General features: G+C 65.2%; 22 protein-coding genes. 11 read left to right on the top strand and 11 right to left on the bottom strand.

Annotation, left to right across the window (positions count from 1 at the left end; translation table 11 throughout):
• The first annotated feature begins 50 nt into the window (after nucleotides 1–50).
• On the top strand, nucleotides 51–1,622 hold the full coding sequence (locus tag RX327_RS37510; protein ID WP_050382481.1) for a serine hydrolase domain-containing protein: 1,572 nt from the start codon (nucleotides 51–53) through the stop codon (nucleotides 1,620–1,622).
• Nucleotides 1,623–2,523: 901 nt separating this feature from the next.
• Here RX327_RS37510 and RX327_RS37505 read toward each other — a convergent pair.
• The gene (locus RX327_RS37505; protein ID WP_167350362.1) at nucleotides 2,524–2,700 is read right to left on the bottom strand and encodes a hypothetical protein; all 177 of its coding nucleotides are present in this window, start codon (nucleotides 2,698–2,700) and stop codon (nucleotides 2,524–2,526) included.
• A 385-nt stretch (nucleotides 2,701–3,085) separates the two neighbouring features.
• On the opposite strand from RX327_RS37505, the gene RX327_RS37500 reads away from it, so the two are divergent.
• Nucleotides 3,086–3,214 (top strand): hypothetical protein, encoded by a 129-nt coding sequence (locus RX327_RS37500; RefSeq protein WP_016847287.1) that lies wholly within the window; start codon nucleotides 3,086–3,088, stop codon nucleotides 3,212–3,214.
• Here RX327_RS37500 and RX327_RS37495 read toward each other — a convergent pair.
• The 4 genes from RX327_RS37495 to RX327_RS37480 are packed head-to-tail and all read right to left on the bottom strand — an operon-like array spanning nucleotide 3,211 to nucleotide 6,819.
• Nucleotides 3,211–3,966: a GntR family transcriptional regulator gene (locus tag RX327_RS37495; RefSeq protein ID WP_050382482.1), complete on the bottom strand. Its 756-nt coding sequence runs from the start codon at nucleotides 3,964–3,966 to the stop codon at nucleotides 3,211–3,213. The two genes, RX327_RS37500 and RX327_RS37495, sit on opposite strands and share 4 nt — an antisense overlap.
• A gap of 6 nt (nucleotides 3,967–3,972) precedes the next feature.
• Nucleotides 3,973–4,953, bottom strand: coding sequence for a Gfo/Idh/MocA family protein (locus RX327_RS37490; protein ID WP_050382483.1), 981 nt, complete (start codon nucleotides 4,951–4,953; stop codon nucleotides 3,973–3,975).
• Nucleotides 4,950–5,837: an NAD(P)-dependent oxidoreductase gene (locus tag RX327_RS37485; protein WP_063779873.1), complete on the bottom strand. Its 888-nt coding sequence runs from the start codon at nucleotides 5,835–5,837 to the stop codon at nucleotides 4,950–4,952. Before RX327_RS37485 ends, RX327_RS37490 begins: the two co-directional genes overlap by 4 nt.
• A 19-nt stretch (nucleotides 5,838–5,856) precedes the next feature.
• On the bottom strand, nucleotides 5,857–6,819 hold the full coding sequence (locus RX327_RS37480; RefSeq protein ID WP_050382489.1) for a Bug family tripartite tricarboxylate transporter substrate binding protein: 963 nt from the start codon (nucleotides 6,817–6,819) through the stop codon (nucleotides 5,857–5,859).
• A 137-nt stretch (nucleotides 6,820–6,956) separates the two neighbouring features.
• Here RX327_RS37480 and RX327_RS37475 point away from each other — a divergent pair, with 137 nt between their 5' ends.
• From RX327_RS37475 to RX327_RS37465, 3 genes are all read left to right on the top strand, one after another.
• Nucleotides 6,957–7,346 (top strand): carboxymuconolactone decarboxylase family protein, encoded by a 390-nt coding sequence (locus RX327_RS37475; RefSeq protein WP_050382491.1) that lies wholly within the window; start codon nucleotides 6,957–6,959, stop codon nucleotides 7,344–7,346.
• Between the two features lie 60 nt (nucleotides 7,347–7,406).
• On the top strand, nucleotides 7,407–8,768 hold the full coding sequence (locus RX327_RS37470) for an adenylosuccinate lyase family protein (RefSeq protein WP_317248896.1): 1,362 nt from the start codon (nucleotides 7,407–7,409) through the stop codon (nucleotides 8,766–8,768).
• Nucleotides 8,769–8,882: 114 nt separating this feature from the next.
• Complete coding sequence (locus RX327_RS37465; RefSeq protein WP_317248895.1) at nucleotides 8,883–10,139, top strand: aminopeptidase; 1,257 nt, start codon at nucleotides 8,883–8,885, stop codon at nucleotides 10,137–10,139.
• A 209-nt stretch (nucleotides 10,140–10,348) separates the two neighbouring features.
• Here the strand turns inward: RX327_RS37465 and RX327_RS37460 are convergent, their stop codons facing one another.
• The 3 genes from RX327_RS37460 to RX327_RS37450 all read right to left on the bottom strand — a co-directional run bounded on the left by RX327_RS37460 (nucleotide 10,349) and on the right by RX327_RS37450 (nucleotide 13,426).
• Entirely contained in the window at nucleotides 10,349–11,278 is a 930-nt protein-coding gene (locus tag RX327_RS37460; protein ID WP_317248894.1) for a GNAT family N-acetyltransferase, read from the bottom strand.
• A gap of 11 nt (nucleotides 11,279–11,289) precedes the next feature.
• On the bottom strand, nucleotides 11,290–12,336 hold the full coding sequence (locus RX327_RS37455) for an amidohydrolase family protein (RefSeq protein WP_317248893.1): 1,047 nt from the start codon (nucleotides 12,334–12,336) through the stop codon (nucleotides 11,290–11,292).
• Between the two features lie 145 nt (nucleotides 12,337–12,481).
• Complete coding sequence (locus RX327_RS37450) at nucleotides 12,482–13,426, bottom strand: EamA family transporter (RefSeq protein WP_050382501.1); 945 nt, start codon at nucleotides 13,424–13,426, stop codon at nucleotides 12,482–12,484.
• Between the two features lie 90 nt (nucleotides 13,427–13,516).
• Here RX327_RS37450 and RX327_RS37445 point away from each other — a divergent pair, with 90 nt between their 5' ends.
• Nucleotides 13,517–14,140 carry a CGNR zinc finger domain-containing protein gene (locus RX327_RS37445; protein ID WP_050382503.1) on the top strand — a complete coding sequence of 208 codons (624 nt, stop codon included), beginning with the start codon at nucleotides 13,517–13,519 and terminating at the stop codon, nucleotides 14,138–14,140.
• Nucleotides 14,141–14,152: 12 nt separating this feature from the next.
• On the opposite strand, the gene RX327_RS37440 is transcribed toward RX327_RS37445, so the two are convergent.
• A complete protein-coding gene (locus tag RX327_RS37440; protein WP_317248892.1) occupies nucleotides 14,153–14,992 on the bottom strand; it encodes an MBL fold metallo-hydrolase in 840 nt (279 codons plus the stop codon).
• 174 nt (nucleotides 14,993–15,166) lie between these two features.
• Between RX327_RS37440 and RX327_RS37435 the strand changes: the two genes are divergently transcribed.
• A complete protein-coding gene (locus tag RX327_RS37435; protein WP_050382505.1) occupies nucleotides 15,167–16,114 on the top strand; it encodes an alpha/beta fold hydrolase in 948 nt (315 codons plus the stop codon).
• An 87-nt stretch (nucleotides 16,115–16,201) separates the two neighbouring features.
• Here RX327_RS37435 and RX327_RS37430 read toward each other — a convergent pair whose 3' ends face one another.
• Entirely contained in the window at nucleotides 16,202–17,719 is a 1,518-nt protein-coding gene (locus tag RX327_RS37430; RefSeq protein WP_317248891.1) for a permease, read from the bottom strand.
• Nucleotides 17,716–18,468, bottom strand: coding sequence for an ABC transporter ATP-binding protein (locus RX327_RS37425; protein ID WP_317248890.1), 753 nt, complete (start codon nucleotides 18,466–18,468; stop codon nucleotides 17,716–17,718). Before RX327_RS37425 ends, RX327_RS37430 begins: the two co-directional genes overlap by 4 nt.
• Before the next feature lie 295 nt (nucleotides 18,469–18,763).
• On the opposite strand from RX327_RS37425, the gene RX327_RS37420 reads away from it, so the two are divergent.
• The 4 genes from RX327_RS37420 to RX327_RS37405 are packed head-to-tail and all read left to right on the top strand — an operon-like array spanning nucleotide 18,764 to nucleotide 22,341.
• A complete protein-coding gene (locus RX327_RS37420; protein ID WP_028179067.1) occupies nucleotides 18,764–19,639 on the top strand; it encodes a branched-chain amino acid ABC transporter permease in 876 nt (291 codons plus the stop codon).
• Between the two features lie 5 nt (nucleotides 19,640–19,644).
• On the top strand, nucleotides 19,645–20,796 hold the full coding sequence (locus RX327_RS37415; protein WP_317248889.1) for a branched-chain amino acid ABC transporter permease: 1,152 nt from the start codon (nucleotides 19,645–19,647) through the stop codon (nucleotides 20,794–20,796).
• Nucleotides 20,793–21,551: an ABC transporter ATP-binding protein gene (locus RX327_RS37410; protein ID WP_317248888.1), complete on the top strand. Its 759-nt coding sequence runs from the start codon at nucleotides 20,793–20,795 to the stop codon at nucleotides 21,549–21,551. The genes RX327_RS37415 and RX327_RS37410 overlap by 4 nt, the downstream gene beginning before the upstream one ends.
• Nucleotides 21,552–21,561: 10 nt before the next feature.
• The gene (locus tag RX327_RS37405; RefSeq protein WP_317248887.1) at nucleotides 21,562–22,341 is read left to right on the top strand and encodes an ABC transporter ATP-binding protein; all 780 of its coding nucleotides are present in this window, start codon (nucleotides 21,562–21,564) and stop codon (nucleotides 22,339–22,341) included.
• Nucleotides 22,342–22,465: the final 124 nt, after the last annotated feature.

The raw sequence follows: 22,465 nt of genomic DNA, 5'->3' as shown, positions 1-22,465 counted from the left end.
CGAGGGATCGCGGATGGTGCGGCTCTCCGCCGTGTCGCAATGAGACGCCGATGCAAGTTCAACGTTTGGCGCTGCCGATGCTTGCAGGGCTCGTGCTTGCGGCTTCGGCTTTGTCGGGCGCTGTCCAGGCGCAAGGTGCCGCCGAGCCGGTACGGCAGACCTCACAGTGGCAGACCTGGCAGTGGCAGACCTCGACGCCGGAAGAGCAGGGGATGGATTCCGCCGCGCTGGCGCGGCTCGTCAATGATGGCGCGGCCCACAGTCTCGATAGCCTCCTGATCGCGCGGCACGGCCGGATCGTGCTCGACGCCTACTATGCACCCTACACGCCGGAGATCCCGCATCTGTTCAATTCCGTCACCAAGGCGGTGACCGGCACGCTGGTCGCGATGCTGCTCAGGGATGGCGTGCTCGACAGCCTCGACCATCGCATGGTGGATTTCTTCGGCGATCGCACCATCGCCAATCTCGACGACCGCAAGCGGGCGATCACGGTCCGGTCCATGCTGGACATGACCTCGGGAATGGCCTGGACCGAAGGCGTCGAGGGTGGTCGGCCGGACTCGTTGATCGAGTGGGGCCGCAGCCCTGATGCGATCCAGTTCATCCTCGACCGCCCGATGGCGAAGGCGCCGGGCGAGGCGTTCTATTACAACACCGGCAATGCGCAGCTGTTGGCCGCGATCATCAACAAGCTCACTGGCATGAGCGCGCGGGACTATGCGGTGACGAAACTGTTTCGCCCGCTCGGGATAGCCGCGCCGTACTGGCACAGCATCGGCCCCGGATTGACGCAGGGCGGCGGCGGGCTCCAGCTCGCGCCGCGCGACGCGGCCAGGATCGGCCTGCTCTATCTGCATGACGGTGAATGGGACGGGCAGCGCTTGCTGCCGACCGGCTGGGTCGATCGCATCAGGCACGCGGCGGCGGAGATGCACGCCTCGTTCGACCCATCGTTGCGCTACGCCAATTTCTTCTGGGTCATGCCGCAGCGGCAGGTTGTCATGGCGGTCGGCGACCGCTGTCAGCTCGTCATGCTGTTTCCCGCACTCGACATCGTCACGGTCGTGACCGCGCGCGACTACTGCTCGTTCGGCAAAATGGCCGACGAGATTTCAGGCGCGGTCAAATCCGACACGGCGCTGCCGGTGAACTCCGTCGGCGGCAATCAGCTCGCGAGCGCGTTGCGCGATATCGCAACCGAAAAGCTGTCGACGGTTGGTGCCGTGCCCGAGACGGCCGCCGCCATCTCCGGCAAGACCTGGCGCTTCCCGGCCAATGGCTTCAATTTGCGGGCACTAACGCTGCATCTGACGGATCAGCCCGCGCATTACGAACTGGAAACGGCGACGCCGGATCTGGCGAGGCCGGTGACGACACTGGCGGGACCGATCGGGCTCGACGGTGCGTACCGTCTCGGTCAGCCAACGGCGCTCGGCGTGATGGCGCTGAAAGGAACGTGGCAGGACAACCAGACATTTGCGATCGACCTGCGTCTGGTCGGCGGCGATACCGACCGCCGATGGCTGCTGTCGTTCGATGGTGGCAAGGCCAGGCTCAGCGGCAAGGATCGCTTCGGCGGTGTCGTGCAGGCCGATGCTGACGCGCCGGGCGTGCAATAGCTCAAGCGCGGGCTGCATCTCAATCTTTCGAGTGACGAGAGTGATGGCTGTGTGACTACCCGACGGGCTACTCAACAAAACCTGTCAATGCCTCATTGTAAAAATATTTCGGTTTATCGTAATGACAAATCAATGTATGGTTTGGCCGTCTCACCCGATCGAGGGGGCGCTTCGCGGTCGTCACGAACGTGGGTCGAGATGCGGTGGACGCCGATTGCGCATGAGGCGGACGGCGAAATCGTGCAGGCCTGACGCCCTAGCGGCAGGTGTCCTCTCGCAAGAGGCGAAAGCGTCTTTGCGAGGGCGGTGACAACAAAGCCCAGTCTCGCCGGGGAGAGCACGTATAAGCCGTAAGCCATCGCGCGGGGAAAGCCGGGTTGTGTCCGGTTACACCTGTGGTCCTAACCCCGTGCTTTCAACCCTTGCACGGGGCCCATGGGTGCGATCGGCGCCCGGCTTTCCCTGCGCCCGCTGTTCAAGGGAGGGCGGAATGAAGAGCAAAAGCTCGGGCAAATCATGTCGCGAGAACGCGGAAGTTTGACTCACTGACCGTGCAACATTCTCGGTGTCGTCCCGGCGAAGGCCGGGACCCATTACCCCAAATGCCAATGAACGCGCTACGCTGGGGCGACAGCCTTCTTCAACTACTCGACCCTGTGGTTATGGGTCCCGGCCTTCGCCGGGACGACGCCAAGGAAGCTGTCTGCCCGCATTCCTCTCCGGGATCATCATCCGCGCATCCCGGCAGAAGGCGTCGTCTCCGCGCAGCGACCTTGGCGGCATGATCGAAGGAAATCACGACCGGCGTACGGCAACACGCATACCAGCCATGGCAGACGCCCGCGCGAATCGACAGTGTTACGGAAACTATCCGCCCGAGGCTCTCGGCGCGGCGGCGACCTTATTGGTCCACCTTCGGCGTCTTGCCCGCAATATCGAGGCCGAACCGGAGCGCGCGCTCCTGGCGCTCTTCCGTCAGCAGCTTCAATTCCCGTTCCAGCGACCGTGCGACCTCGTGCTGGGTTTCCTTGGAGCGGCGACGGGAGTCGCCTTGCGGTTTGGCCGGTTCGGCAGTCACGGGAGAAACCCTTGTCATCACAGTGTCACAGGCCCTGATCGCACGGCGGGAGTCGGGGCGACAATCAAAAAGAATTCAGTGGGCGCATCTTTGGAAGGTTTGCTGTGTGTCTGACTCAAATTTGGGCAGAAAATTCTCTTAAGTGTTGCCTCGAATGGAGCCGGACCCCTTCGGCCCGCCGTCTCATCAATTCGGATGAGAGAGCCCGGTTCCGACGAAATCATTTCCGGATTCGCACGAAGGCGTCCTGAAACCGACAAGGTCTAACCTTAGTAGCGTTGTGAAGGACGGCTGCCTGGTGAGACGCTGAGGACCGCGGTGTGAGATTCACGACCTGGTCGCAAGGTCAGTCGGTCCTGCTGAGACGTTGGGGATGATCCCGGAAATGAAGAAGTTGAATGCTGTGCCTTATGTCTGGGCGGCCGCGCTGATTGCGGTCGCGATCTGGGGCGTGAGCGGCACCCCGCAGACGGCACATACCTCTGCTAGCACCCATCTGGCCCGGGTGCGCTAGAGCTTCGGCCGCAGCGAGCGCTGCATGTCCATCGTGTAGGTGTAGCGCCCCTCGGGGTGCGTGGTGATGGTGACCTCGAACAGTTCCTCGCGCTGGCCGTAGTAGCGGCGTACCACGGTGAGTGCCGGCGAGCCGGTCTTGACGCCGAGCTCCCTGGCGATCGGCGCCGGCATGCCGCGCACGAAGATTTCCATCTGCGCGCGCTCGGTGACCTGGCCGTACATCCTGGCGATCTGCTCATGCACCGGGGTGCGGCCGTGATCGGGCCGGGTCACGACATCGGCGAACCGGCGCAGCACGTAGATCTCGGCCCAGCCGAGCGGCGCGGCGAACTGGTCGGAGCGGCGCACCGCCTCGATCAGGAACCAGCTCTTGCCGGGCTCGCATTTCAGCAGGCCAGCCAGCTTGCGGTCGGCCACGATGTCGCTGCTGGCCACGACCTCGCGGTAGGTCTCGTTGGAATAGCGCAGCCACTCGCCGAGCGACTTGACGCTGTGGGTGAACAGCACCGGCGGCTCGGATGCGATCACCACCGAGCCGAGGCCGGCGCGGCGCACGATCAGGCCCTGGTCGATCAGGATGCGCAGCGCCTCGCGCACGGTCTGCCGGCTGGCCTGATAGCTCGCCATCAGCTCGGTCTCGGTCGGCAGCAGATTGCCGACCGCGTAGGTGCCGAGCCGGATGTCCTTCTGCAGCCCGGTGGCGATGTCGCGGTAGCGGGACGATCGCGCTCGGTCCGGTTGTTCAGACATGGCGGATCACTGGTATGCCGTATGGCAGACGACCGGATGTCCCGATTGCATCGACTGCAGCGCAGCCTCGAACGCGGCGAGCGTCGCCAGCACGTCCGCTTCAGGCACCGGGAACGGCTGCCTGCCTTCGACGGCGTCGGCAAAGGCCGATAATTCCGCGGTGAGCGTGTCGATCGCCGGATAGCGCATGGTCGCAGGCGCCTCGCCGGATTTCCGCAGCACCATCGTCTGTTCGTCGAGCACCTCGGCGGATCCCTTCGTTCCGAACACATGCACGCGCCAATAGAACGGTGTTGCGCGAATTGTCGCAAGGGTTGCGCTCACGCCATTCACAAATTCAATCGCCAAGGTTGCAGTGTCGAGCGGCGGCGGTCCCGCCTCGCGCGCACTCAACCGGGCATAGACCTGTCGGGCAGGACCAAAGAGGCTGACGAAGCCGTCGAGCACATGCAGCCCCGCGCCGGTCAGCCCGCCGCCCGGCGATTCCTCGGGCGACAGCCGCCAGTCCTGCGTGATGCTCTGCGAGTTCTCGTTGCTGTTGTGACCCTCGACATGCAGGATGGTGCCGAGCTCGCCGCTGGCTGTGATCGCGCGTAGCGCCTGCATCGACGGCCAGAACCGGCGGTTATGCCCGACCGCGAGCACCACGCCGGCGCTGCGGCACGCCGCGAACATCTCTGCGGCATCGGCGCGCCGAAGCGCTAGCGGCTTCTCGCAAAACACCTGCTTACCGGCGCCGGCTGCCGCGATCACCTGGCTCTTGTGCAGCGAATGCGGCGTCGCCAGCAGCACGGCATCGATGCGAGGGTCGACGAGGACATCGTCCAGGCTCGCCGCGACGGAGAGGCCGTGCGCCTCGCAAAAGCCGGCGGCGCCGTTGGCGTCGGGTTCCACCGCGCGGACGATCCTGAGCCGCGGCTCGTTGCGCGCGGCCCCGACCAGTGCGCGGCCCCATCGACCGAGGCCCGCGATCGCGCAGTTGATCATGACTGTCCCTCCCTGTGGCCGCGGCCGGCCCGGATCGCCTCGATGACCGCGGCGCTGTCGCTGTCCGGGCCTTCAAGCGCGATCGCCGCGCGCAGCAACCCGGCCTGCACCGAGGTCAGCGGCAAGGGCAGGCCGCGCCGACCGGCCTCCTGCAGGATCAGTTCGGCATCCTTCAAGGTCTGCGCGATATGCGATTGCGGCAAGAAATCCCGCGCCAGCATCTTCGGCCCCTTGCTGTCCATCACCTTGGAATATGCTGCCGATTGCCGCGCGGTCGCAAGGAACGTCGCGCCGTCGAGGCCGAGGCTTTCCGCAAAGGCGATGCCCTCGGCCAGCGCGGCGCGGTTGTTCTGCAGGATCAGGTTGATGGCGAGCTTGGTGCGGCCGGCATTGCCGATCGCGCCGACATTGACCCGCTGCGGGCAGAGGATATCGAGCGTCGCCGCGGCGGCGTCGATGATGTCGGCATCGCCGGCGACCAGCGCGGTGGCCGTGCCCGCCCGGACCTCGGCGCTGGTCCCCGAGATCGGCGCTTCGATGAAGCCGAGGCGCGAGCGGGAGGCGAATTCGGCGATTGCCACGATCTCGCCCGGCGCGCAGGTGGTGGTGCAGATGACGCGCGGCGGCACTGTCGCGTTGGCGAGCTCCGGCAGCAATCCCTTGACCTGGGCTGCGTCATACACCGCGACGACGATGGTCCGGCAGCGCGCCGCGACGTCGGCGGCAAAAGCCGCGAACTCGGCGCCGCTGGCTCTCAGGCCATCCGTCTTCGCCGCGTCGATGTCGAAGCCGATCACCCCGATGCCGGCGTCGATCAGCCGCGCGGAGAGCGCCGATCCCATCAGCCCGAGGCCAATCATGCCGACAGGTGTCTCGTGAGCCATGATGCGACGCCGACTCGCTTTATTGCGGCTGGATGCCGGCCGCCTTGACCTCCGCCGACCAGCGCGCGACCTCGCTCCTGACGAAGGTGCCGAACTCGGCGGGCGCGAGCGGCGCCACCATCACGCCGACATCGGCGAGCTTCTTCCTCGTCTCCGGCATCGCGAGGTATTTCGCGCACTCGGCGTAGAGCTTGCTGACCATGGGTTCCGGCGTGCCGGCCGGCGCGAACAGCCCGTACCAGATCGTGGCCTCGAAGCCCGGCATCGCTTCCGCGAGCGCGGGCAGGCCGGGCGTCAGATCGTTGCGGGTCGCCGACGTCACGGCGATGCCGCGCAAGGTGCCGCCCTGCATCTGCGGGATCGCGACCGAGAAGTCGCCGAAGGTCAGATCGATCACCCCCGCCATCACGTCGGTCATCGCCTGCGGCACGCCGCGATACGACGCCGCGACCAGCGACAGGCCGCCGCGCGATTGCAGCTGGGCGATCGAGATCTGCGATGCGCCGGAGCCGTAGCCCGCGGTCAGGTTGGGATTGGCCTTGGCGTAGCTGAGGAACTGCGGCAGGTCCCTGGCCGCGAGCTTCGGATTGACCAGCAGCACCATCGCCGTGGTGGTGGTGCGGATGACAGGTGCGAAATCCTTCACCGGGTCGTAGGGCAGGCTCTTCAGCGTCGCGACATTGCTGGCATGGGTGGTGTTGGTGCCCATCAACAGCGTGTAGCCGTCGGGTGCGCTGCGGGCGACCTCCTGAGCGCCGATGCTGCCGAGCGCGCCGGCGCGGTTCTCGATCAGCACGGTCTGGCCGAACGCGTCCTGCAGATGCTGGCCGACCAGCCGCGCGACGTTGTCGGGACCGGCGCCGGCCGGGAACGGCACGATGATCTTGAGCGGGCGTTGCGGGAAATCGTCGGCCGCGGCGAAAGCCGGCAGGACCGGAAGCGTAGCAAGCAGCACGACGAGCAGCCCCAGCCGTAACTTCATTCCGGTCCCCTCCTGTGTCTGCTTTTTGTGAATTTATACGGACAAATACGTCAGAAAGGCAAGCATCTCGGCTGCGGGATTATTGAGGCGTCTCATATTTGTCCGTATAAATGGTCCATTCAGGGAGCCCGACGACGATGGTGGACATCAGCGATCTCCATGCGCGCGGACTGCGCCGGCGCCAGAAGATGTTCGGCGAGGGCGATGTCGCCAAGCGGATGGCCGCCGCCGGCGATTTCGGCACGCCGCTGCAAAACATCATCAACGCCTATGTCTATGGCGACGTCTGGGAGCGCAGCGGGCTGTCCGACCAGATCCGCAGCCTCGTGATGCTCGGCATCACCGCGGCGAGCAGCAAGCCCGCCGAGTTCCGCGTACATGCCAAGGGTGCGTTGGCCAATGGCTGCACCGCCGCGCAGGTGCAGGACGTGCTGCTGCTGGTCGCGATGTATTGCGGCATTCCGGCGGCGATCGAGACCAGCAAGATCGCGGCCGAGGTGTTCGGCGAGGTGCCCCCGGAGGGGTAGGGCACCGGCCCGCTCCGTGATAGGGACGTTGCCGACCGCGACCGGCAACAGGATCTGCCCATGTCCGCCTTCCCGACCTCGACCACCGTGCTCGATTCCGTATTGTTTCGCGATGCCTTCGGCACGCGCGCGATGCGCGAGGTGTTTTCCGACCTGCGGCTGATCGAGCGCTACGCCGAGGTCGAGGTCGCACTGGCAAAGGCCGAGGCGCGCTGCGGCGTGATTCCTGCTGAAGCCGCCGTGGAGATCGCAAAACGGACCGATGTGACCGCGCTCGATTTCGATCTGCTCAGGCAGGAGACCGATGTCGTCGGCTATCCGATCCTGCCTTTGGTGCATCAGATGGTGAAGCAATGCGGCGAGGCCGGCCGCTACGTGCATTGGGGCGCCACCACGCAGGACATCATGGACACCGCCGTGGTGCTGCAGCTGCGCGACGGCCTGAAGATCATCGGGGACGACATCGCTGCGCTGCGCGGCATCCTCGCCGATCTCTCGAAAAAATACCGCGACACGGCGATGGCGGGTCGAACCCATCTCCAGCAGGCGCTGCCGGTGACCTTCGGCTACAAGACCGCGGTCTGGCTCGCGATGTTCGATCGCCATGCCGAGCGTCTGGCACAGCTGAAGCCGCGCGTTCTGGTCGGCCAGTTCGCCGGCGCTGCCGGCACGCTGGCCTCGCTCGGCGACAAGGGATTCGAGGTGCAGCAGGCGCTGTGCGAGGAACTCGGCCTCGGCGTGCCCGTCTCGACCTGGCATATCGCGCGCGACGGGCTGGCGGAGGCGGTGAACTTCCTCGCTCTCGTCACCGGCTCGCTCGGCAAGATCGCGCTCGACATCATGATCATGGCCTCGACCGAGTTCGCCGAGGTCTACGAGCCCTTCGTCAAGGGGCGCGGCGCCTCCTCGACCATGCCGCAGAAGCGCAACCCGATCTCCTCCGAACTGATGCTTGCGGCGTCCAAGGCGGTGCGCCAGCACGCGGGCCTGATGCTCGACGCCATGGTGCAGGATTTCGAGCGCGCCACCGGGCCCTGGCACGCCGAATGGATGGCGATCCCCGAAAGCTTCGTGCTGACCGCCGGCGCGCTGCACCAGGCGAAGTTCGCGCTCGCAGGCCTTATCGTGGACGAGCAGCGGATGGCCCACAATCTCGACATCAGCCGGGGCTTGATCGTCGCCGAGGCCGTGATGATGGGACTCGCGCCTTCGATCGGCCGGCAGGAGGCGCATGACGTGGTCTATGACGCCTGCCGCCTCGCCAACGACAAGGGCCTGACGCTGGCCGAGGCGCTGGCGGCGGATGATCGCGTCGCCAGCCGGATCGATCGGGCGACGATCGACCGCCTCACCGCGCCGAAAAACTATCTCGGCCTCGCGCCGCAGATGGTCGACCGGGTGCTGGCCTCGGTGAAGCGGTAAGATTCGAGGCAATTGCTCGCCGTCGCGTGATCGCGTGCGGCGGGCAGGAACCTTGCGAATGCGGATCGAATTGGACTACGAATCCCGAGAGTTCCTCAAACGACACGGCGCTTCATGACCGCACATCAACGCAACCTTTCCGCCTCGATCGATCCCGTCAAGCTCGATCGGCTCGCCGAAGTCGCGATCAAGGTCGGCCTGCAGTTGCAGCCGGGGCAGGATCTCCTGCTGACCGCGCCTGCCGCGGCGATGCCGCTGGTGCGGCGGGTGGCGGAGCATGCCTACAAGGCCGGTGCTGGTCTCGTGACCCCGTTCTTCTCGGACGAAGAGATGACGCTGGCGCGCTACCGCCATGGCCACGACGCCAGTTTCGATCGTGCCGCCGGCTGGCTCTACGAGGGCATGGCCAAGGCCTTCTCGGACAACACCGCACGGCTCGCCATCGTCGGCGACAACCCGATGCTGCTGTCGGGCGAGGATCCCTCCAAGGTGGCGCGCGCGAGCAAGGCGAATTCGATGGCCTATCAGCCCGCGCTGGAGAAGATCGTCAATTTCGACACCAACTGGAACATCATCGCCTATCCGAGCCCGTCCTGGGCGAAGCTGGTGTTCCCGGATGATCCCGAGGACGTCGCGGTCGGCAAGCTCGCGGACGCGATCTTCTCCGCCTCCCGGGTCGATCAGGATGGCGCCGTCGCCGCCTGGGCACAGCACAATGCGAAGCTCCGCGAGCGCACCGAATGGTTGAACGGCCAGCGCTTCCACGCGCTGAAATATTCCGGACCCGGCATGGACCTCACGATCGGCCTCGCCGACGGCCACGAATGGGAAGGCGGCGCCTCGCTCTCCAAGAACGGCATCAGCTGCAACGCCAATATCCCGACCGAAGAGGTCTTCACCACGCCGCATTGCCGTCGCGTCTACGGCCATGTCGTGAGTTCGAAGCCGCTGTCCTATCAGGGCACGCTGATCGACAACATCGCCGTGCGCTTCGAGGACGGCAAGATCGTCGACGCAAAAGCCTCGCGCGGCGCGGAGGTGCTGAACAAGGTGCTCGACACCGACGAGGGCGCGCGGCGCCTCGGCGAAGTGGCGCTGGTGCCGCATTCCTCGCCGATCTCGCAGAGCGGCCTGTTGTTCTACAACACCTTGTTCGACGAGAACGCAGCGTCTCACATTGCGCTCGGCCAGTGCTATTCGAAATGCTTCGTCAACGGCGCCCAGCTCACGCCGCAGCAGATCGCGGCGCAAGGCGGCAACCAGAGCCTGATCCATATCGACTGGATGATCGGCTCGGCCGAGACCGACATCGACGGCATTCTGGCCGACGGCAGCAAGGTGCCCGTGTTCCGCAAGGGCGAATGGGCTTAAAGGCCGCCCGCGAATTCTGCTTCACCTCGCCCCGCGTGCGGGGAGAGGTCGGAACACATCGCCAGATGCGTTCCGGGTGAGGGGAGTCTCCGCAAACACAGATATCATCGAATGCGCGAAGGCGGCCCCTCACCGCATCCCTTTAAGAGCAAGCTTCGCTTGTCCCGACCTCGTAAGAAACGGGGCGAGGGAGCGCAGTTCGCGCTCTACTAAAACCTCCGCCCCCGCGCGGCGAGCAGGTCGCCGCGCGGCGCGCTGAAGCGGCAGGTCTCGTACTGCGGCCGGAAGCCGAGCCGGCGATAGATCTTCAGCGCGGGAGCGTTGCGGCTCGAGACGTTGAGCCAGCACGGGTGCTCGACCGAGACGTCGTGTGCGGCCAGCACGCGATAAACCAGCAGCTGGCCGAGCCCACGTCCCTGCCGCACCGGATCGACGGCGACCGACTCGATCCACATCGAGTTCCGTTCCGGCTCGGTCAGGCAGAAGCCCGACATCTGTCCATCCTCCGACGCGATCCAGACCTCGCTCTCGGTCAGGACCTGCGCCATCTCCTCCGGCGAATACAGGCGGAAGGCGGCGTCCGAGGCATAGGCGGCATTGTGGATGCGCGCGACTTCGCCCGCGCAGGCGGTGACGTCGCTGACCTGCTCGATGGTGGCGCGCGCGGCCGCGAGCGTGCGCGCCGGCTGCAGCGGCTCGACGCACTTCATCCCGATCTCGGACTCGACATGAACAAAACCGAAGGCCGCGACGAAGGCCATTCCCGCCGGCCAGTCGCTACTCACCAGCGTCTGAACGGTGAGATCGGCATCGGCGTCGATCGCAAGCACCTCGTCGAACAGCGCGAGGCCAATCCGGCGGCGGCGCATCTCGGGCGCCACGACGATCTTGAGAAATCGGGTGTGATGCGCGCCCTGGTCGCGCAACGAGGACTCGGCGAGGCCGACGAGTACGCCATCGCGCTCGGCAACACGAAAGCCGCGCCCGCCGCGGTTCTGCGGCAGCTTCAGGAACTGGTCCCATTGCGGCAGCGTCACAGGGCCTAGCCGCGGTTCCACCGCGGCTGCCTTTGCGTAAAGTTCGACCACCGCTTCCGCATCAGCCTCTCGAAGCGGCCGGATGGTGATGCCGTCATCCATGAGTCGAGAGTTTACCCGATATCGAGCCGATAGACATCCTTTGCCGTCTTCAAGAACAACGCCGTCTTTTCGGCTTCGCTATATTGTGATGCAAGCCGTTTAAAGGTGTTGAAGATGACCTGGTAGCTGCATTGCCCCTTATCAGGTGGGAAGTTGCTCTCGAACATGCAACGGTCCGGACCGAACGCCTCGATGCAGGTCTCGACATAAGGCCGCCAGGCGGCAGCAAGTTCCTCCGACGAGGGCGGCCTGGGGCGGAGATGGAAGTCGTAGCCGAGCAGGCACATTGCGAGCCCGCCGAGCTTCACCACCACGTTCTGGCATTTGGCGATCTCCTGGATCGACGCCTGCCAGACCGGAAAGGTCTCCGCGCGCTTGCCGGCGAAGCGTCCGGTGCCGACCGGGCCGCCGCAATGATCGAGCACGATCCTGGTATCGGGGAAGGCGCGCACCAGGTCGGTCAGTTCGCCGATCTGCGGATGGAACAGCCAGGCATCGAAGCTGAGGTCGAGCGGTGCCAGGCAGGCGAACCCCCTACGAAAGGTGGAGTCCAGCAGAATGCCCTTCGGCCGGTTCGCGTACATATGCGCGACGTTGGGATCCTCGTCCCAGGCCGAGGAGTGGCGGATGCCGCGGAACCGGCCGTTGCCGGCGGCAATCTGCGCCTCCAGCACCGCCTTGGCCTGATCGCCGATCAGAAGGTTAACGTGGCTGACGATGCCGGCGCAGATCGCCGCCTTGCCGTAGCCGCCGCTCGCCGCCATCGCCGCGACGCCGTTGGCGAACTCGACTTCGCCGACCGGCCGGAATGCCTCGGGTCCGTGCGCGCGATACATCGAGCGGCAATCGACATAGACGGTGGCGATGATGTTGTGGCCGGACGCGATGTCGGCGGCCATCTCCTCGATCAGATAGCGGTGGCCGCGATTCCAGAGATGGTGATGGGGATCGACGATCGGCCGGGCCGGATCGATGATCTCCTCGGTGTATTGGGCGAGCCAGTCTTCGCGCGGATTGGCATAGAGCCCGCTGGCGGAGGCGGGCAGAGTGCTGGCCATGGATAATACTCCCTGTTCTTGCTCTTGTCGGCCGCCGATACGATGTCGGCTTTGGGGAGGATAACGAGCCGCGCAGGAGCGCGTCAAACCCGGGCCTCTGCCTGACCTCTACCTGAGGAGGCATGCGTACGTCTGCGCGTGCCGGTCAACCCGACCGTATTGCCGGTCGCGACCACGTCATCGACTGAGCTTGCCTCGCCGACGCCGGCGATGCCTGCTCGGTGCGCCAGGTGATGATGACCGAGGCGATGACAAGAAGCGCTCCAAACAACATCGTGACGGAAAACGGCTCGCCCAGAATCAGCGTGCCGAGCAGCACGGCGATGATCGGGTTGACGAAGATGTAGGTCGAGACCATGAACGTCGACACATTGTCGAGCAGCCAGCGAAATGCCGTGAAGCCGATGACGCTGCCGGCGATGGCGAGATAGATCACGGCCGCGAGCGAAGGCGCCGAAACGTCGCGCGGCGAGAAGCCTTCCAGTTCACCGGACGCAAGACTGATTGCAAACAGGACCGCGCCGCCGATCGACAGTTGCATGCCTGACGACAATGTTGGCGAACCATGATCCGAAGTCCGACGCGACAGCACCGTGCCCACCGCCCAGGAGAACGCCGCAGCGAGCAGCAGCAGAATGGGAAGGATACTGAAATGGCCCTGTTCGGCCGATTGCCAGCCCACGATTGCAACACCAGCAAGGCCGGGCAGCAATGCGGCCAGCGTCATGGTCGCAGGACGCCGGGTTTGCGGATACAGGAAATCGATGAGCAACACCCAGAACGGGATCGTAGCCAGCATGATCGCGGCGATGCCGGACGGGACCGATTGCTGGGCATAAGCGAGAACACCATGGCAGCCGACGAAGAACAGCACGCCGCAGAGTGCTGCGGTCAGCCAGTTCCACCGCGAAACGCGCGTGACGTCCGCCCCGTTCAGCGCGACAAGGATCAGGCCGCCGCCGAGCGAGCGAAGGCCCATCAGCAGGAACGGCGGGATCGTCTTCAGGCCGAGCGCGATCGCGAAATAGGTGGAACCCCAAAGCAGGTAGATGGCGGCGAACGCGCCGACAATCAAAACGCGCTTGGACATGCGAGGCTCCCGAGCTAGATTCTAACTCCTTAATGGGTTATCAAATCCAACCCATTAAGGGGTTATGCGTTCCAGAGGAGTTGCTGGACCATGCCGCGCGTTCCTTCGCCTGAGGCGTCGTCCCGGGAAGAGCTCAGCATCAAGTTCGTCAATACCGTCGCATGGCGTCTCCGCGACCTGGTTGAGGATCGGATCGCGACCTCGGATTCCATCCTGAAATGGCTGGTCGATGCCGAACTGGCGGATCGCCGGATCGCCGCGCAGCTCAAGGCGCGATGGAAAGCCTCACCGCACGAGGCCGATGCCTTTCTGAATGCGGCGCATGGTCTGCGCGAGGCGCTCTACAGGATCTTTATCGCCCGCATCGGAGGCGGCCGGATCGATCGGACGGCGCTGGCCGATATCAACCGATACCTCGAAGCAGCGTTGGGCGGTGTTGCGCTCGGACCTGTCGGCGACACCCTGCGGTGGCTGCCGACAGCCGGGAAAGTTGCGCCCGAGACGCTGCTCAAGCCGATCGCATGGTCGGCGGTGAGCCTTCTGACCGGGCCCCGTGCGCTGAGGGTGAAGCAGTGCCAGGATGAGCGGGGTTGCGGTTGGTTGTTCGTTGACGAGAGCCGTACCCAGAACCGGCGGTGGTGCTCGATGGGCGATTGCGGCAATCTTGCCAAATCGCGGCGGTACTACCGGCGCAGCCAGGCGGCGGAGGAATGAGTGCGTTGAGCCTCACACCCCATCCAGGATGATCACCGTCGGCGTCGCCGGCAGCGTGTCGCGCGAAATCCGCAAGGTGCGCTCGCCACCGCGCCGGTCGATCTCGAATTGCTGGCCGATCCGGCGCATGAAGTCGTCGAGCGGGGTGGCAAAGCGGTGCATCGGCAGCACCACCGAGGCGCGAAGCCGCTTGGTGATCTCGGAGATGCCGTCCAGCGACATGGTGTAGGTGCCGTCGATCGGCACCATCACGATGTCCAGTCGCCCGATCTGGGCAAAATGGCTGTCGTCGAGCTTGTGGTGAAGGTGGCCGAGATGGCCGATGCAGAGCCCGGCCGCCTCGAAGATGAAGATGGAATTGCCGTCGTTGATCATCTCGCCGCCGGAGTCTTCGCCCCAGTAGCGGCGGATGTCGGTGGTGACATTGCGGATATAGACGTCGCCGATGCGCTCGGCGTAATGCGCGGCCTGCCCGTTCTCGCCCCAGCCATGCAGCACGTGGGGAATCTTGGGGTCGGGAAACAGCGTGTAATGGGTCGCGTGGGCCCGGTTCATGGTCGCGACGTCTGGCAGCCGCCCGGTCCGATAGACGCCGCTATAGTCGGTCGCGATGCGCAAGCCGGCGGGCGTGTCGATGAAATAGGTGGAATGGCCGGCATAGGTGATTGCGACTTCGTCGGACTTGGTCGCGGTCTTGTCCGCGGTCTTGGCCGCGACGCGGCGGTAGCTCACGGGAACGGCGCGCGGCGGCGCATTTGCCATCGCCAGGCATTCGCTGCGCTGGGCGTCCTGCGCGAAGGCATGACCGGTCAATGGTCCCAGCAAGACAAGCGCGGCGAGCAATCTCAGCATGACCTGTTCCGTCTGCGGCGGCATCCGCGGACGGAAGAGTAGCGCGCAATTGGCGTGCCGTCATGATGAGGCCCGTGCATCGCTCCATGGCGCGGGCTGCAACACGAGCCGGGCGATTATTGCGTCGGGACACGCTAGGATGCCGCGCAAACGATCGAGATCAGGGAGTTCTGCGTGACTGATACCGTCTCTTCGCAGCGCGCGCCTTCGACCAAACGGCTCGAGCCATTGCGCCATGTCGACGCCGGTGTGCTCAACATCGCCTATTACGAAGCGGGCCCCTCCGATGGGCCGGCCGTGCTGCTGATGCATGGCTTCCCCTACGACATCCACTCGTATGTGGACGTCGCGCCCGTGCTGGCGGCGCAAGGCTGTCGGGTCATCGTGCCCTATCTGCGCGGCTACGGACCGACGGCGTTCCGCGACAAGGCGACGCCACGCTCGGGCGAGCAGGCGGCAATCGGCGCCGACATGATGGCGCTGATGGACGCGCTTGGCATCGAGCGCGCGGTGTTCGCCGGCTATGACTGGGGCGGCCGCGCCGCATCGATCGGTGCGGCGCTGTGGCCGGAAAGATGCATCGGACTCGTCTGCACCAACGGCTACATGATCCAGGACATCGCACATGCGATGGTGCCGGCGCAGCCGGATCGCGAGGTCGCGCTGTGGTACCAGTACTATTTCCAGCTCGAGCGGGGGCGGGCGGGGCTCGCCGCCAACCGGCGCGGCATCGCCAAAATCCTGTGGTCGCAATGGTCGCCGAGCTGGGCGTTCGACGACGCCTGCTTCGAGCGGACTGCGGTCGCGTTCGACAATCCTGATTATGTCGACGTCGTGATCCACAGTTATCGGCACCGCTACGGCGTTGTCGATGGGGATCCGCAATATGCGGATTTGCAGCGGCGGCTCGACACATTGCCTGTCATCAGGGTCCCCGCCATCTCGCTGGACGGCGCCGACGACGGCGTGACGTTCGCGACCGACGGCAGTCGCACCGCGGCAAAGTACACCCGCCGCCTGGCCCATCGCCTGATTCCGCATGCCGGGCACGACCTGCCGCAGGAAGCGCCGGAGGCGTTCGCCGCGGCGGTGATCGAGGTGGTGAAGGCTAAAGCGCGATGAGATTAAGTTGAATCGTCATCGCGCCTTAGCTCTTTGTTTGAGCACGATCTTTTCGGAAAACCGCTTCGCACTTTTCCGGATCATGCTTTAGCGCCGCGGGCTGATCTTCCAGGCGATGGCAAGCGTCAGCAGCGTCAGAATGCCGCTGACCAGCGCAGCCGTCGGGATTGTCAGGGCCAACGCCGCGGTTGCGGCCCAGCCGATCGAGGAGAAGGCTTCCGCGAAGGTGGCGATGCGGGAGGAGGTTTGGCGCCGGCGGAACTGGCTGCGCTTGGCCTGCGCGCGGAACCAGAGCTGGACCGCGGCGGCGGATGCGGTCGCGATGAGGATTGCGATCGCCGTGACCGCGGCCTGCCCTGGCGAGGCAAACGCCAGCGCGGCCACCAGCGGGGCGAAGATTACGGCGATTGCGATCAGGACCACCTCGACCTTGGCGCGGGTCACGCGTGACGGCGGCAGCGGCGCGGTCGCCACCAGATCGGGCGCGTCCTCGCCGGAGATGGTCAGCCATGCGAGCCCGCCGGCGAGCTGGCCTGCGGCCATCACGATGACCGGCGTAATCAGCACGATCGCGGTCGACGTACCGGAGAAGCTGCGCCAGAGCAGGAGTGCCGGCGGCACCAGATAGAGCAGCTGCATCAAAGTCTGCGAGATCAGCCAGGGATCGCGCCACAGGAGCATGAATTCCTTGCGCCGCAGCGCCTGTTGGCGCGATCCGCCGCGGAACGCGCGGGCGCGTCCCCGCGTCACCGCAGCCGGATTGGCGGCGACGCTGGCGACCGTATCGGCGAACCGCGGTGCGAATAGCGCCATCACGCCGCCGAGCATCACCAGCGCCGCGGCGAGCAGCAGCATCATGATTTCGAGGTCGCCGAGCGATGCACGGGCCGGCCACCACAGCAGGCTGTCGGCAGCGGGGGCAATTCGCGCCGCGGTTTCCGAGGTCAGAAAAGCAAAGCGCGACAGCGTGCCGTAGGACATGATCGCCGCGACCTGCAGCGCGATCACGAAGCCCGCGCCGATGACGGCGGAGACGACCTGCGCCACCAGCCGCGTCCGGCTCGGCCCGATCACGCGGAACAGGAACGCGGTGACGGCGATCGCGGCGGCGGCCGCCGACAGCCCGATCGCAAGGACGACGCCGAAGCCGGCGAGCCAGCGCGGGCCGCCGAGATAGACCAGCACGTCGATGAACGGCGTCGACAGCAGGAGCGCCATACTGCTCACCGTCAGCGCGATCGCGGCGATGCGGACCGAGAACAGATTGGTCAGCGTCGCCGGCGAGGACATGATCAGGTCGAGATCGGCGCGGGCGTAGAATACCCGCGTCACTGACTCGATCGCCTGCGACAGCATCAGCGCCCAGGCCAGGAAGATCGTCGCGGTCAGCACGATCAGCGACGACGGGTCGAGCGGAAACCGCAGGTCGGCATAGCGGTTGACCACGGCATAAGCCGGCAGATGCAGGATCGCCGCGAAGATCAGAAGGCCGATCACGGCGCGATTGCGCCGGCGCCGGCCGCCGGTCATCATCGCCAGCCATTCGCGCCACGCCAGGCGGAATTCGTGGCGGGCGAACCAGGTGAGGTGGGCGACCGAGCTCACGCGGCCGCCGCTTCGGTATCGACCAGCGCGATGAACATGTCCTCGAGGGTGGTGTCGTTGCGGCCGTTCTGCGCGCGCAGCTCCGCCAGCGTGCCTTCGGCGACCAGGCGCCCGGACGCGATCACGCCGATGCGGTCGGCCATACGCTCGGCGACCTCGAGAATATGCGTGGTCATGATGACGGTGCAGCCGGCGCGGACGCGCTCCTGCAGCAGTCCCTTGACGTGACGCGCCGACAGCGCGTCGAGCCCCGTCAGCGGCTCATCGAGGATGATGAGGCGGGGATCGTGCACCAGTGCCCCTGCGAGAGCGACCTTCTGGCGCATGCCCTTGGAAAAGCCCTCGCAGCGCTCGTTGAGATGCGGCTCGAGCCCGAGCGACACCAGGAGATCGCGCGCCGAGCTCTCCGACGTGCGCGGATCGATGCCCCAGAGGCCGGCGACGAATTCGAGGTACTCGAGCGGGGTCAGCTTGTCGTAGATCATGGGCTCGTCGGAGACCCATGCCATCACCTGCTTGGCGGCGACCGGATCGGCGAGCGCGTCGATGCCAAGGATCGACACCGAGCCGGCATCGGGCCGCAATAGCCCGGCCACCATGCGCAGCGTCGTGGTCTTGCCAGCGCCGTTCGGCCCGAGCAGCGCATAGAACTCGCCGACACGGATCGTGAGATCGAGCGCATCGACCGCCGGGCGGTCAAAACGCTTGGTTAACCCTCGCACGGCGAGTGCGGACAGTTCAGGTGTCATGGCGTGGTGGCGATCCGGAATTTCGCTCGTCGGTTGCGCAAAGCTTGGACAAAAACCGTTTCGGTGCAGTGAATCGCACGAGGCAAATCAAAGGTGATATCCGTATTAGTCCGTGCTGCGGCAAATCTCCGCAAATGTGATGATACAGCGACAACAGCGGTTTGTTGACAGGGATCGGGCCTTTTGGCTCAATCAGGGCGGACATAGGCGGCTTTCGGCGCTCCAGACACAAGGGCGTGAAGGCGGGATGCAACGAGCGATCGGATAAGAATCGCCGGGCATCGGGGAGGGAACGATGCTGGATTTTGTTCAGCAGCTGGTCAGCGGTGTTGCGCTCGGCTGCGTTTACGGCCTGATCGCGCTCGGGTTCGTGCTCGTCTACAAGGCTACCGAGGTCGTCAACTTCGCCCAGGGCGATCTGATGATGCTGGGCGGCTTCTTCGCCTTCACCTTCATCGGCATGATGGGCCTGAACTACTGGATCGGCTTTGCCGGCGCGGTGGCCGCGATGGCGCTGTTCGGCATGGTGGCGGAGCGCGTCGTGGTGCGGCCGATCCTCGGCTATCCCCAGTTCTCGATCATCATGGCGACGATCGGGCTGGGCTATTTCCTGCGCTCGGTCGCCGGCATGATCTGGGGCACCGACGACCTGAAGATCGAGACGCCGTTCAGCCAGGGCGTGCTGCGCATGGGCTCGCTGGTGCTCGCCTATGACAAGCTCTCGGTGATCGCGGCGACGATGATCCTGTGCGCGCTGCTCTGGCTGTTCTTCAACAAGACCATGCTCGGCACTGCCATGCGCGCCAGTTCCGAGAACATGCTGGCAGCCTACTATATGGGCATTCCGGTCAAGCGCGTGGTGTCGGTCGTCTGGGCGATCAGCGCGGCGGTCGCGACCTGCGCCGGCGTGCTGCTGGCGCCGATCACCTTCATCCACTCCAATGTCGGCCTCGTGCTCGGCCTGAAGGCATTTCCCGCCGCCGTGCTCGGCGGCTTCGGCTCTATCCCGGGCGCGGTGGTCGGCGGCGTCCTGATCGGGGTGATCGAGAGCATGGCCGGCTTCTACCTGCCGGAGGGCTGGAAGGACGTCGCGCCCTATGTCGTGCTGCTGACGGTGCTGCTCCTGAAGCCCGAAGGCCTGTTCGGCCTCCACGTCCGCAAGAAGGTCTGAACGCCATGCGCTTCATGTTCAAGACCGATTATGAAGACGACATCAGGCTGTTTCCGCATTCGGGCTACGTCGTCACCTACGGCGTCCTGCTCGCCCTGCTGCTGATCGCACCGCATGTGCTGTCCAGCTATCTAATGAGCCAGCTCGTCTTCGTCTGCATCTATGCAATCGTCGGCGTGGCGCTCTTGATCCTGACCGGCTTCACCGGCCAGGCTTCGCTCGGGCACGCCGCGTTCCTCGCGATCGGGGCCTACACTGCGGCCTATTTGCAGACATACAATGTGCCGTTCCCGGTCTACTTCCTCGCCGCCGGGCTCTTGACCGGCATCATCGGCGCGATGGTCGGCTTTCCTGCCCTGCGGCTCACCGGCATCTACCTCGTCATCGCCACCATCTCCTTTGCCTTGATCGTCGAGGAGATCCTGGCGCGCTGGGAGAGCGTCACCCACGGCAACGAGGGCATGCGGGTCAAGACGCTGTCGCTGCTCGGCGTCGCTGTGCCGCGCGACAGCCCGACCTTCTATTACCTCTGTCTTGCCGTGCTGGTGCTGACCATCGTCGGCACGCTCAATCTGCTGCGCTCGCCGACCGGCCGCGCCTTCGTCGCGATCCGCGACAGCGAGACGGCGGCGCGCAGCATGGGCGTCAATGTCGCGCTCTACAAGGTGAAGTCCTTTGCCATCTCGGCGGCGATCACCGGCTTTGCCGGCGTTCTGTTCGCGCACAAGCTCTCCTTCATCTCGCCGGAGATGTTCACGCTCCAGCTCTCGATCGAGTTCATCATCGTGATCCTGATCGGCGGCACTTTCAGCCTGCACGGGGCGGTGCTGGGGGCGATCTTCATCGTGATGATCGATCCGTTCCTGACTTATCTCAAGGACGACATGCCCGGCATCATCGCCGGCATCGCTGCGACCCTCGGCGCCGGCACCGAGCGCGCGGGCCATATCCAGGACGCGGTCGCGGCCTTCGCCTCGCTCAACGGCCTGAAGGGTGCGATCTACGGCATCATCATCGTGCTGTTCGTGCTGTTCGAGCCGCTCGGGCTCTACGGCCGCTGGCTGAAGATCAAGCTCTTCTTCCAGCTGTTCCCGCTCTACAAGCGCGCCACCTTCAAGCGGCAGAAGATCTACGTGAAGTCGGAGCGCAATCGATGAGCTATTTCCGTGCCGAGAACCTGTCGCTGCATTTCGGCGGCCTCAAGGCCGTCGATGCGGTCTCGTTCGCGGTCGAGAAAGGTGAGATCCTCTCGATCATCGGCCCCAACGGCGCCGGCAAGAGCTCGATCTTCAACCTGATCTCGCGGATCTACCGGCCGACCTCGGGCCGCATCTTCTTCGAAGACCAGGACATCACCGAGGAGCCGCCCTACGACATCGCCAGGCTCGGCATCGCCCGCACCTTCCAGAACATCGAGTTGTTCGAGAATGCGACCGTGTTGTCGAATCTCCTGGTCGGCCGCCACCGGCACTCGACCACGCAGCTCTGGCAGGAGCTGCTGTTCCTGCCGAGCGTGCGGGCCAACGAGAAGGTGCACCGCCGCCGGGTCGAGCAGGTCATCGAATTCCTCGATCTCGAGCCCTATCGCGACAAGCTGATCTCGGGGCTGCCTTACGGCGTGCGCAAGGTGATCGAGCTGGCGCGCGCCCTGTGCTCGGAGCCGAAGCTGATCCTGCTCGACGAACCGTCCTCCGGCCTCAATGTCGAGGAGACCGGCGACATGTCGTTCTGGATCCGCGACCTGAAGAGCGAGCTCGGCGTCACCGTGCTGATGGTCGAACACGACATGTCGCTGGTCAATCGCGTCTCCGATCGGGTCATCGCGCTGAACTACGGCCGGGTGCTGGCGATGGGCTCGCCCGCGGAGGTGCAGCAGCACCCCGACGTCGTCGCCGCGTATCTGGGCGCATGAGGATGATGCCATGAGCACAGCGGACACCATCCTGAAGCTCTCCAACGTCGAGAGCTATTACGGGCCGATCATGGCGATCCGGGGCATCTCGCTGGAAGTGCCGCGCGGCCGAATCGTGACGCTGCTCGGGGCGAACGGGGCCGGCAAGACCACGGTGCTGAAGACCATCTCGGGCATCCTCGATCCGCAGAAGGGAACGATCGAGTTTCTGGGCAGGCCGATCCAGCGCATGGAGGCCGACCGGATCGTGCGGCTTGGTCTCAGTCATGTGCCGGAAGGGCGCGAGGTGTTCCCGTTCCTCTCCGTGCGCGAGAACCTGATGATGGGCGCCTATCCGCGCAAGGACCGGGACGGCGTTGCGGAGGATCTGGAGCGTGTCTACGGCTATTTCCCGCGGCTGAAGGAGCGCATCAACCAGCCGGCCGGACAGCTCTCCGGCGGTGAGCAGCAGATGCTCGCGATCGGGCGCGCCCTGATGAACCGGCCGACGCTGCTGCTGCTCGACGAGCCCTCGCTCGGTCTGTCGCCGCTGCTGGTGAAGGAGATCTTCACCATCATCCGCAGGGTCAACGAGGAGCAGGGCATGTCGATCCTATTGGTCGAGCAGAACGCCAAGGTGGCGCTGGAGACGGCACATTACGGCTATGTGCTGGAGATCGGCCGTATCGTGATGAACGACAGCTGCGACCGCTTGATGCATTCCCAGGACATTCAGGAGTTCTACCTTGGGGCCAAGGAAGCGGGCGCACGAGGCGAGCGGCGCTGGAAAAAGAAGAAGACGTGGCGGTGAGAATGACTGGGCGCTGGCAATGGCGCCGAGGAAGGTTTGGCACTGAAAGAGAGTTGGAGCTAGATTTCAGGCCCGTTTCGCCAACAAGACCGGCACGAAGGGCCGGCGGGTGAGACGGGCGGCA

Source organism: Bradyrhizobium sp. BEA-2-5, from assembly GCF_032918025.1.
GTDB lineage: Bacteria > Pseudomonadota > Alphaproteobacteria > Rhizobiales > Xanthobacteraceae > Bradyrhizobium > Bradyrhizobium pachyrhizi.
The sequence above is the reverse complement of the archived record's forward strand: the minus strand, read 5'-3'. Positions and strand labels throughout refer to the sequence as shown.

Bases quoted from the DNA above. Each gene is read 5' to 3' on its own strand.
- RX327_RS37510 (WP_050382481.1), top strand. From the start codon at position 51: ATGCAAGTTCAACGTTTGGCGCTGCCGATGCTTGCAGGGCTCGTGCTT.
- RX327_RS37500 (WP_016847287.1), top strand. From the start codon at position 3,086: ATGAAGAAGTTGAATGCTGTGCCTTATGTCTGGGCGGCCGCGCTGATT.
- RX327_RS37495 (WP_050382482.1), bottom strand. From the start codon at position 3,966: ATGTCTGAACAACCGGACCGAGCGCGATCGTCCCGCTACCGCGACATC.
- RX327_RS37490 (WP_050382483.1), bottom strand. From the start codon at position 4,953: ATGATCAACTGCGCGATCGCGGGCCTCGGTCGATGGGGCCGCGCACTG.
- RX327_RS37485 (WP_063779873.1), bottom strand. From the start codon at position 5,837: ATGGCTCACGAGACACCTGTCGGCATGATTGGCCTCGGGCTGATGGGA.
- RX327_RS37480 (WP_050382489.1), bottom strand. From the start codon at position 6,819: ATGAAGTTACGGCTGGGGCTGCTCGTCGTGCTGCTTGCTACGCTTCCG.
- RX327_RS37475 (WP_050382491.1), top strand. From the start codon at position 6,957: ATGGTGGACATCAGCGATCTCCATGCGCGCGGACTGCGCCGGCGCCAG.
- RX327_RS37470 (WP_317248896.1), top strand. From the start codon at position 7,407: ATGTCCGCCTTCCCGACCTCGACCACCGTGCTCGATTCCGTATTGTTT.
- RX327_RS37465 (WP_317248895.1), top strand. From the start codon at position 8,883: ATGACCGCACATCAACGCAACCTTTCCGCCTCGATCGATCCCGTCAAG.
- RX327_RS37460 (WP_317248894.1), bottom strand. From the start codon at position 11,278: ATGGATGACGGCATCACCATCCGGCCGCTTCGAGAGGCTGATGCGGAA.
- RX327_RS37455 (WP_317248893.1), bottom strand. From the start codon at position 12,336: ATGGCCAGCACTCTGCCCGCCTCCGCCAGCGGGCTCTATGCCAATCCG.
- RX327_RS37450 (WP_050382501.1), bottom strand. From the start codon at position 13,426: ATGTCCAAGCGCGTTTTGATTGTCGGCGCGTTCGCCGCCATCTACCTG.
- RX327_RS37445 (WP_050382503.1), top strand. From the start codon at position 13,517: ATGCCGCGCGTTCCTTCGCCTGAGGCGTCGTCCCGGGAAGAGCTCAGC.
- RX327_RS37440 (WP_317248892.1), bottom strand. From the start codon at position 14,992: ATGCTGAGATTGCTCGCCGCGCTTGTCTTGCTGGGACCATTGACCGGT.
- RX327_RS37425 (WP_317248890.1), bottom strand. From the start codon at position 18,468: ATGACACCTGAACTGTCCGCACTCGCCGTGCGAGGGTTAACCAAGCGT.
- RX327_RS37420 (WP_028179067.1), top strand. From the start codon at position 18,764: ATGCTGGATTTTGTTCAGCAGCTGGTCAGCGGTGTTGCGCTCGGCTGC.
- RX327_RS37415 (WP_317248889.1), top strand. From the start codon at position 19,645: ATGCGCTTCATGTTCAAGACCGATTATGAAGACGACATCAGGCTGTTT.
- RX327_RS37410 (WP_317248888.1), top strand. From the start codon at position 20,793: ATGAGCTATTTCCGTGCCGAGAACCTGTCGCTGCATTTCGGCGGCCTC.
- RX327_RS37405 (WP_317248887.1), top strand. From the start codon at position 21,562: ATGAGCACAGCGGACACCATCCTGAAGCTCTCCAACGTCGAGAGCTAT.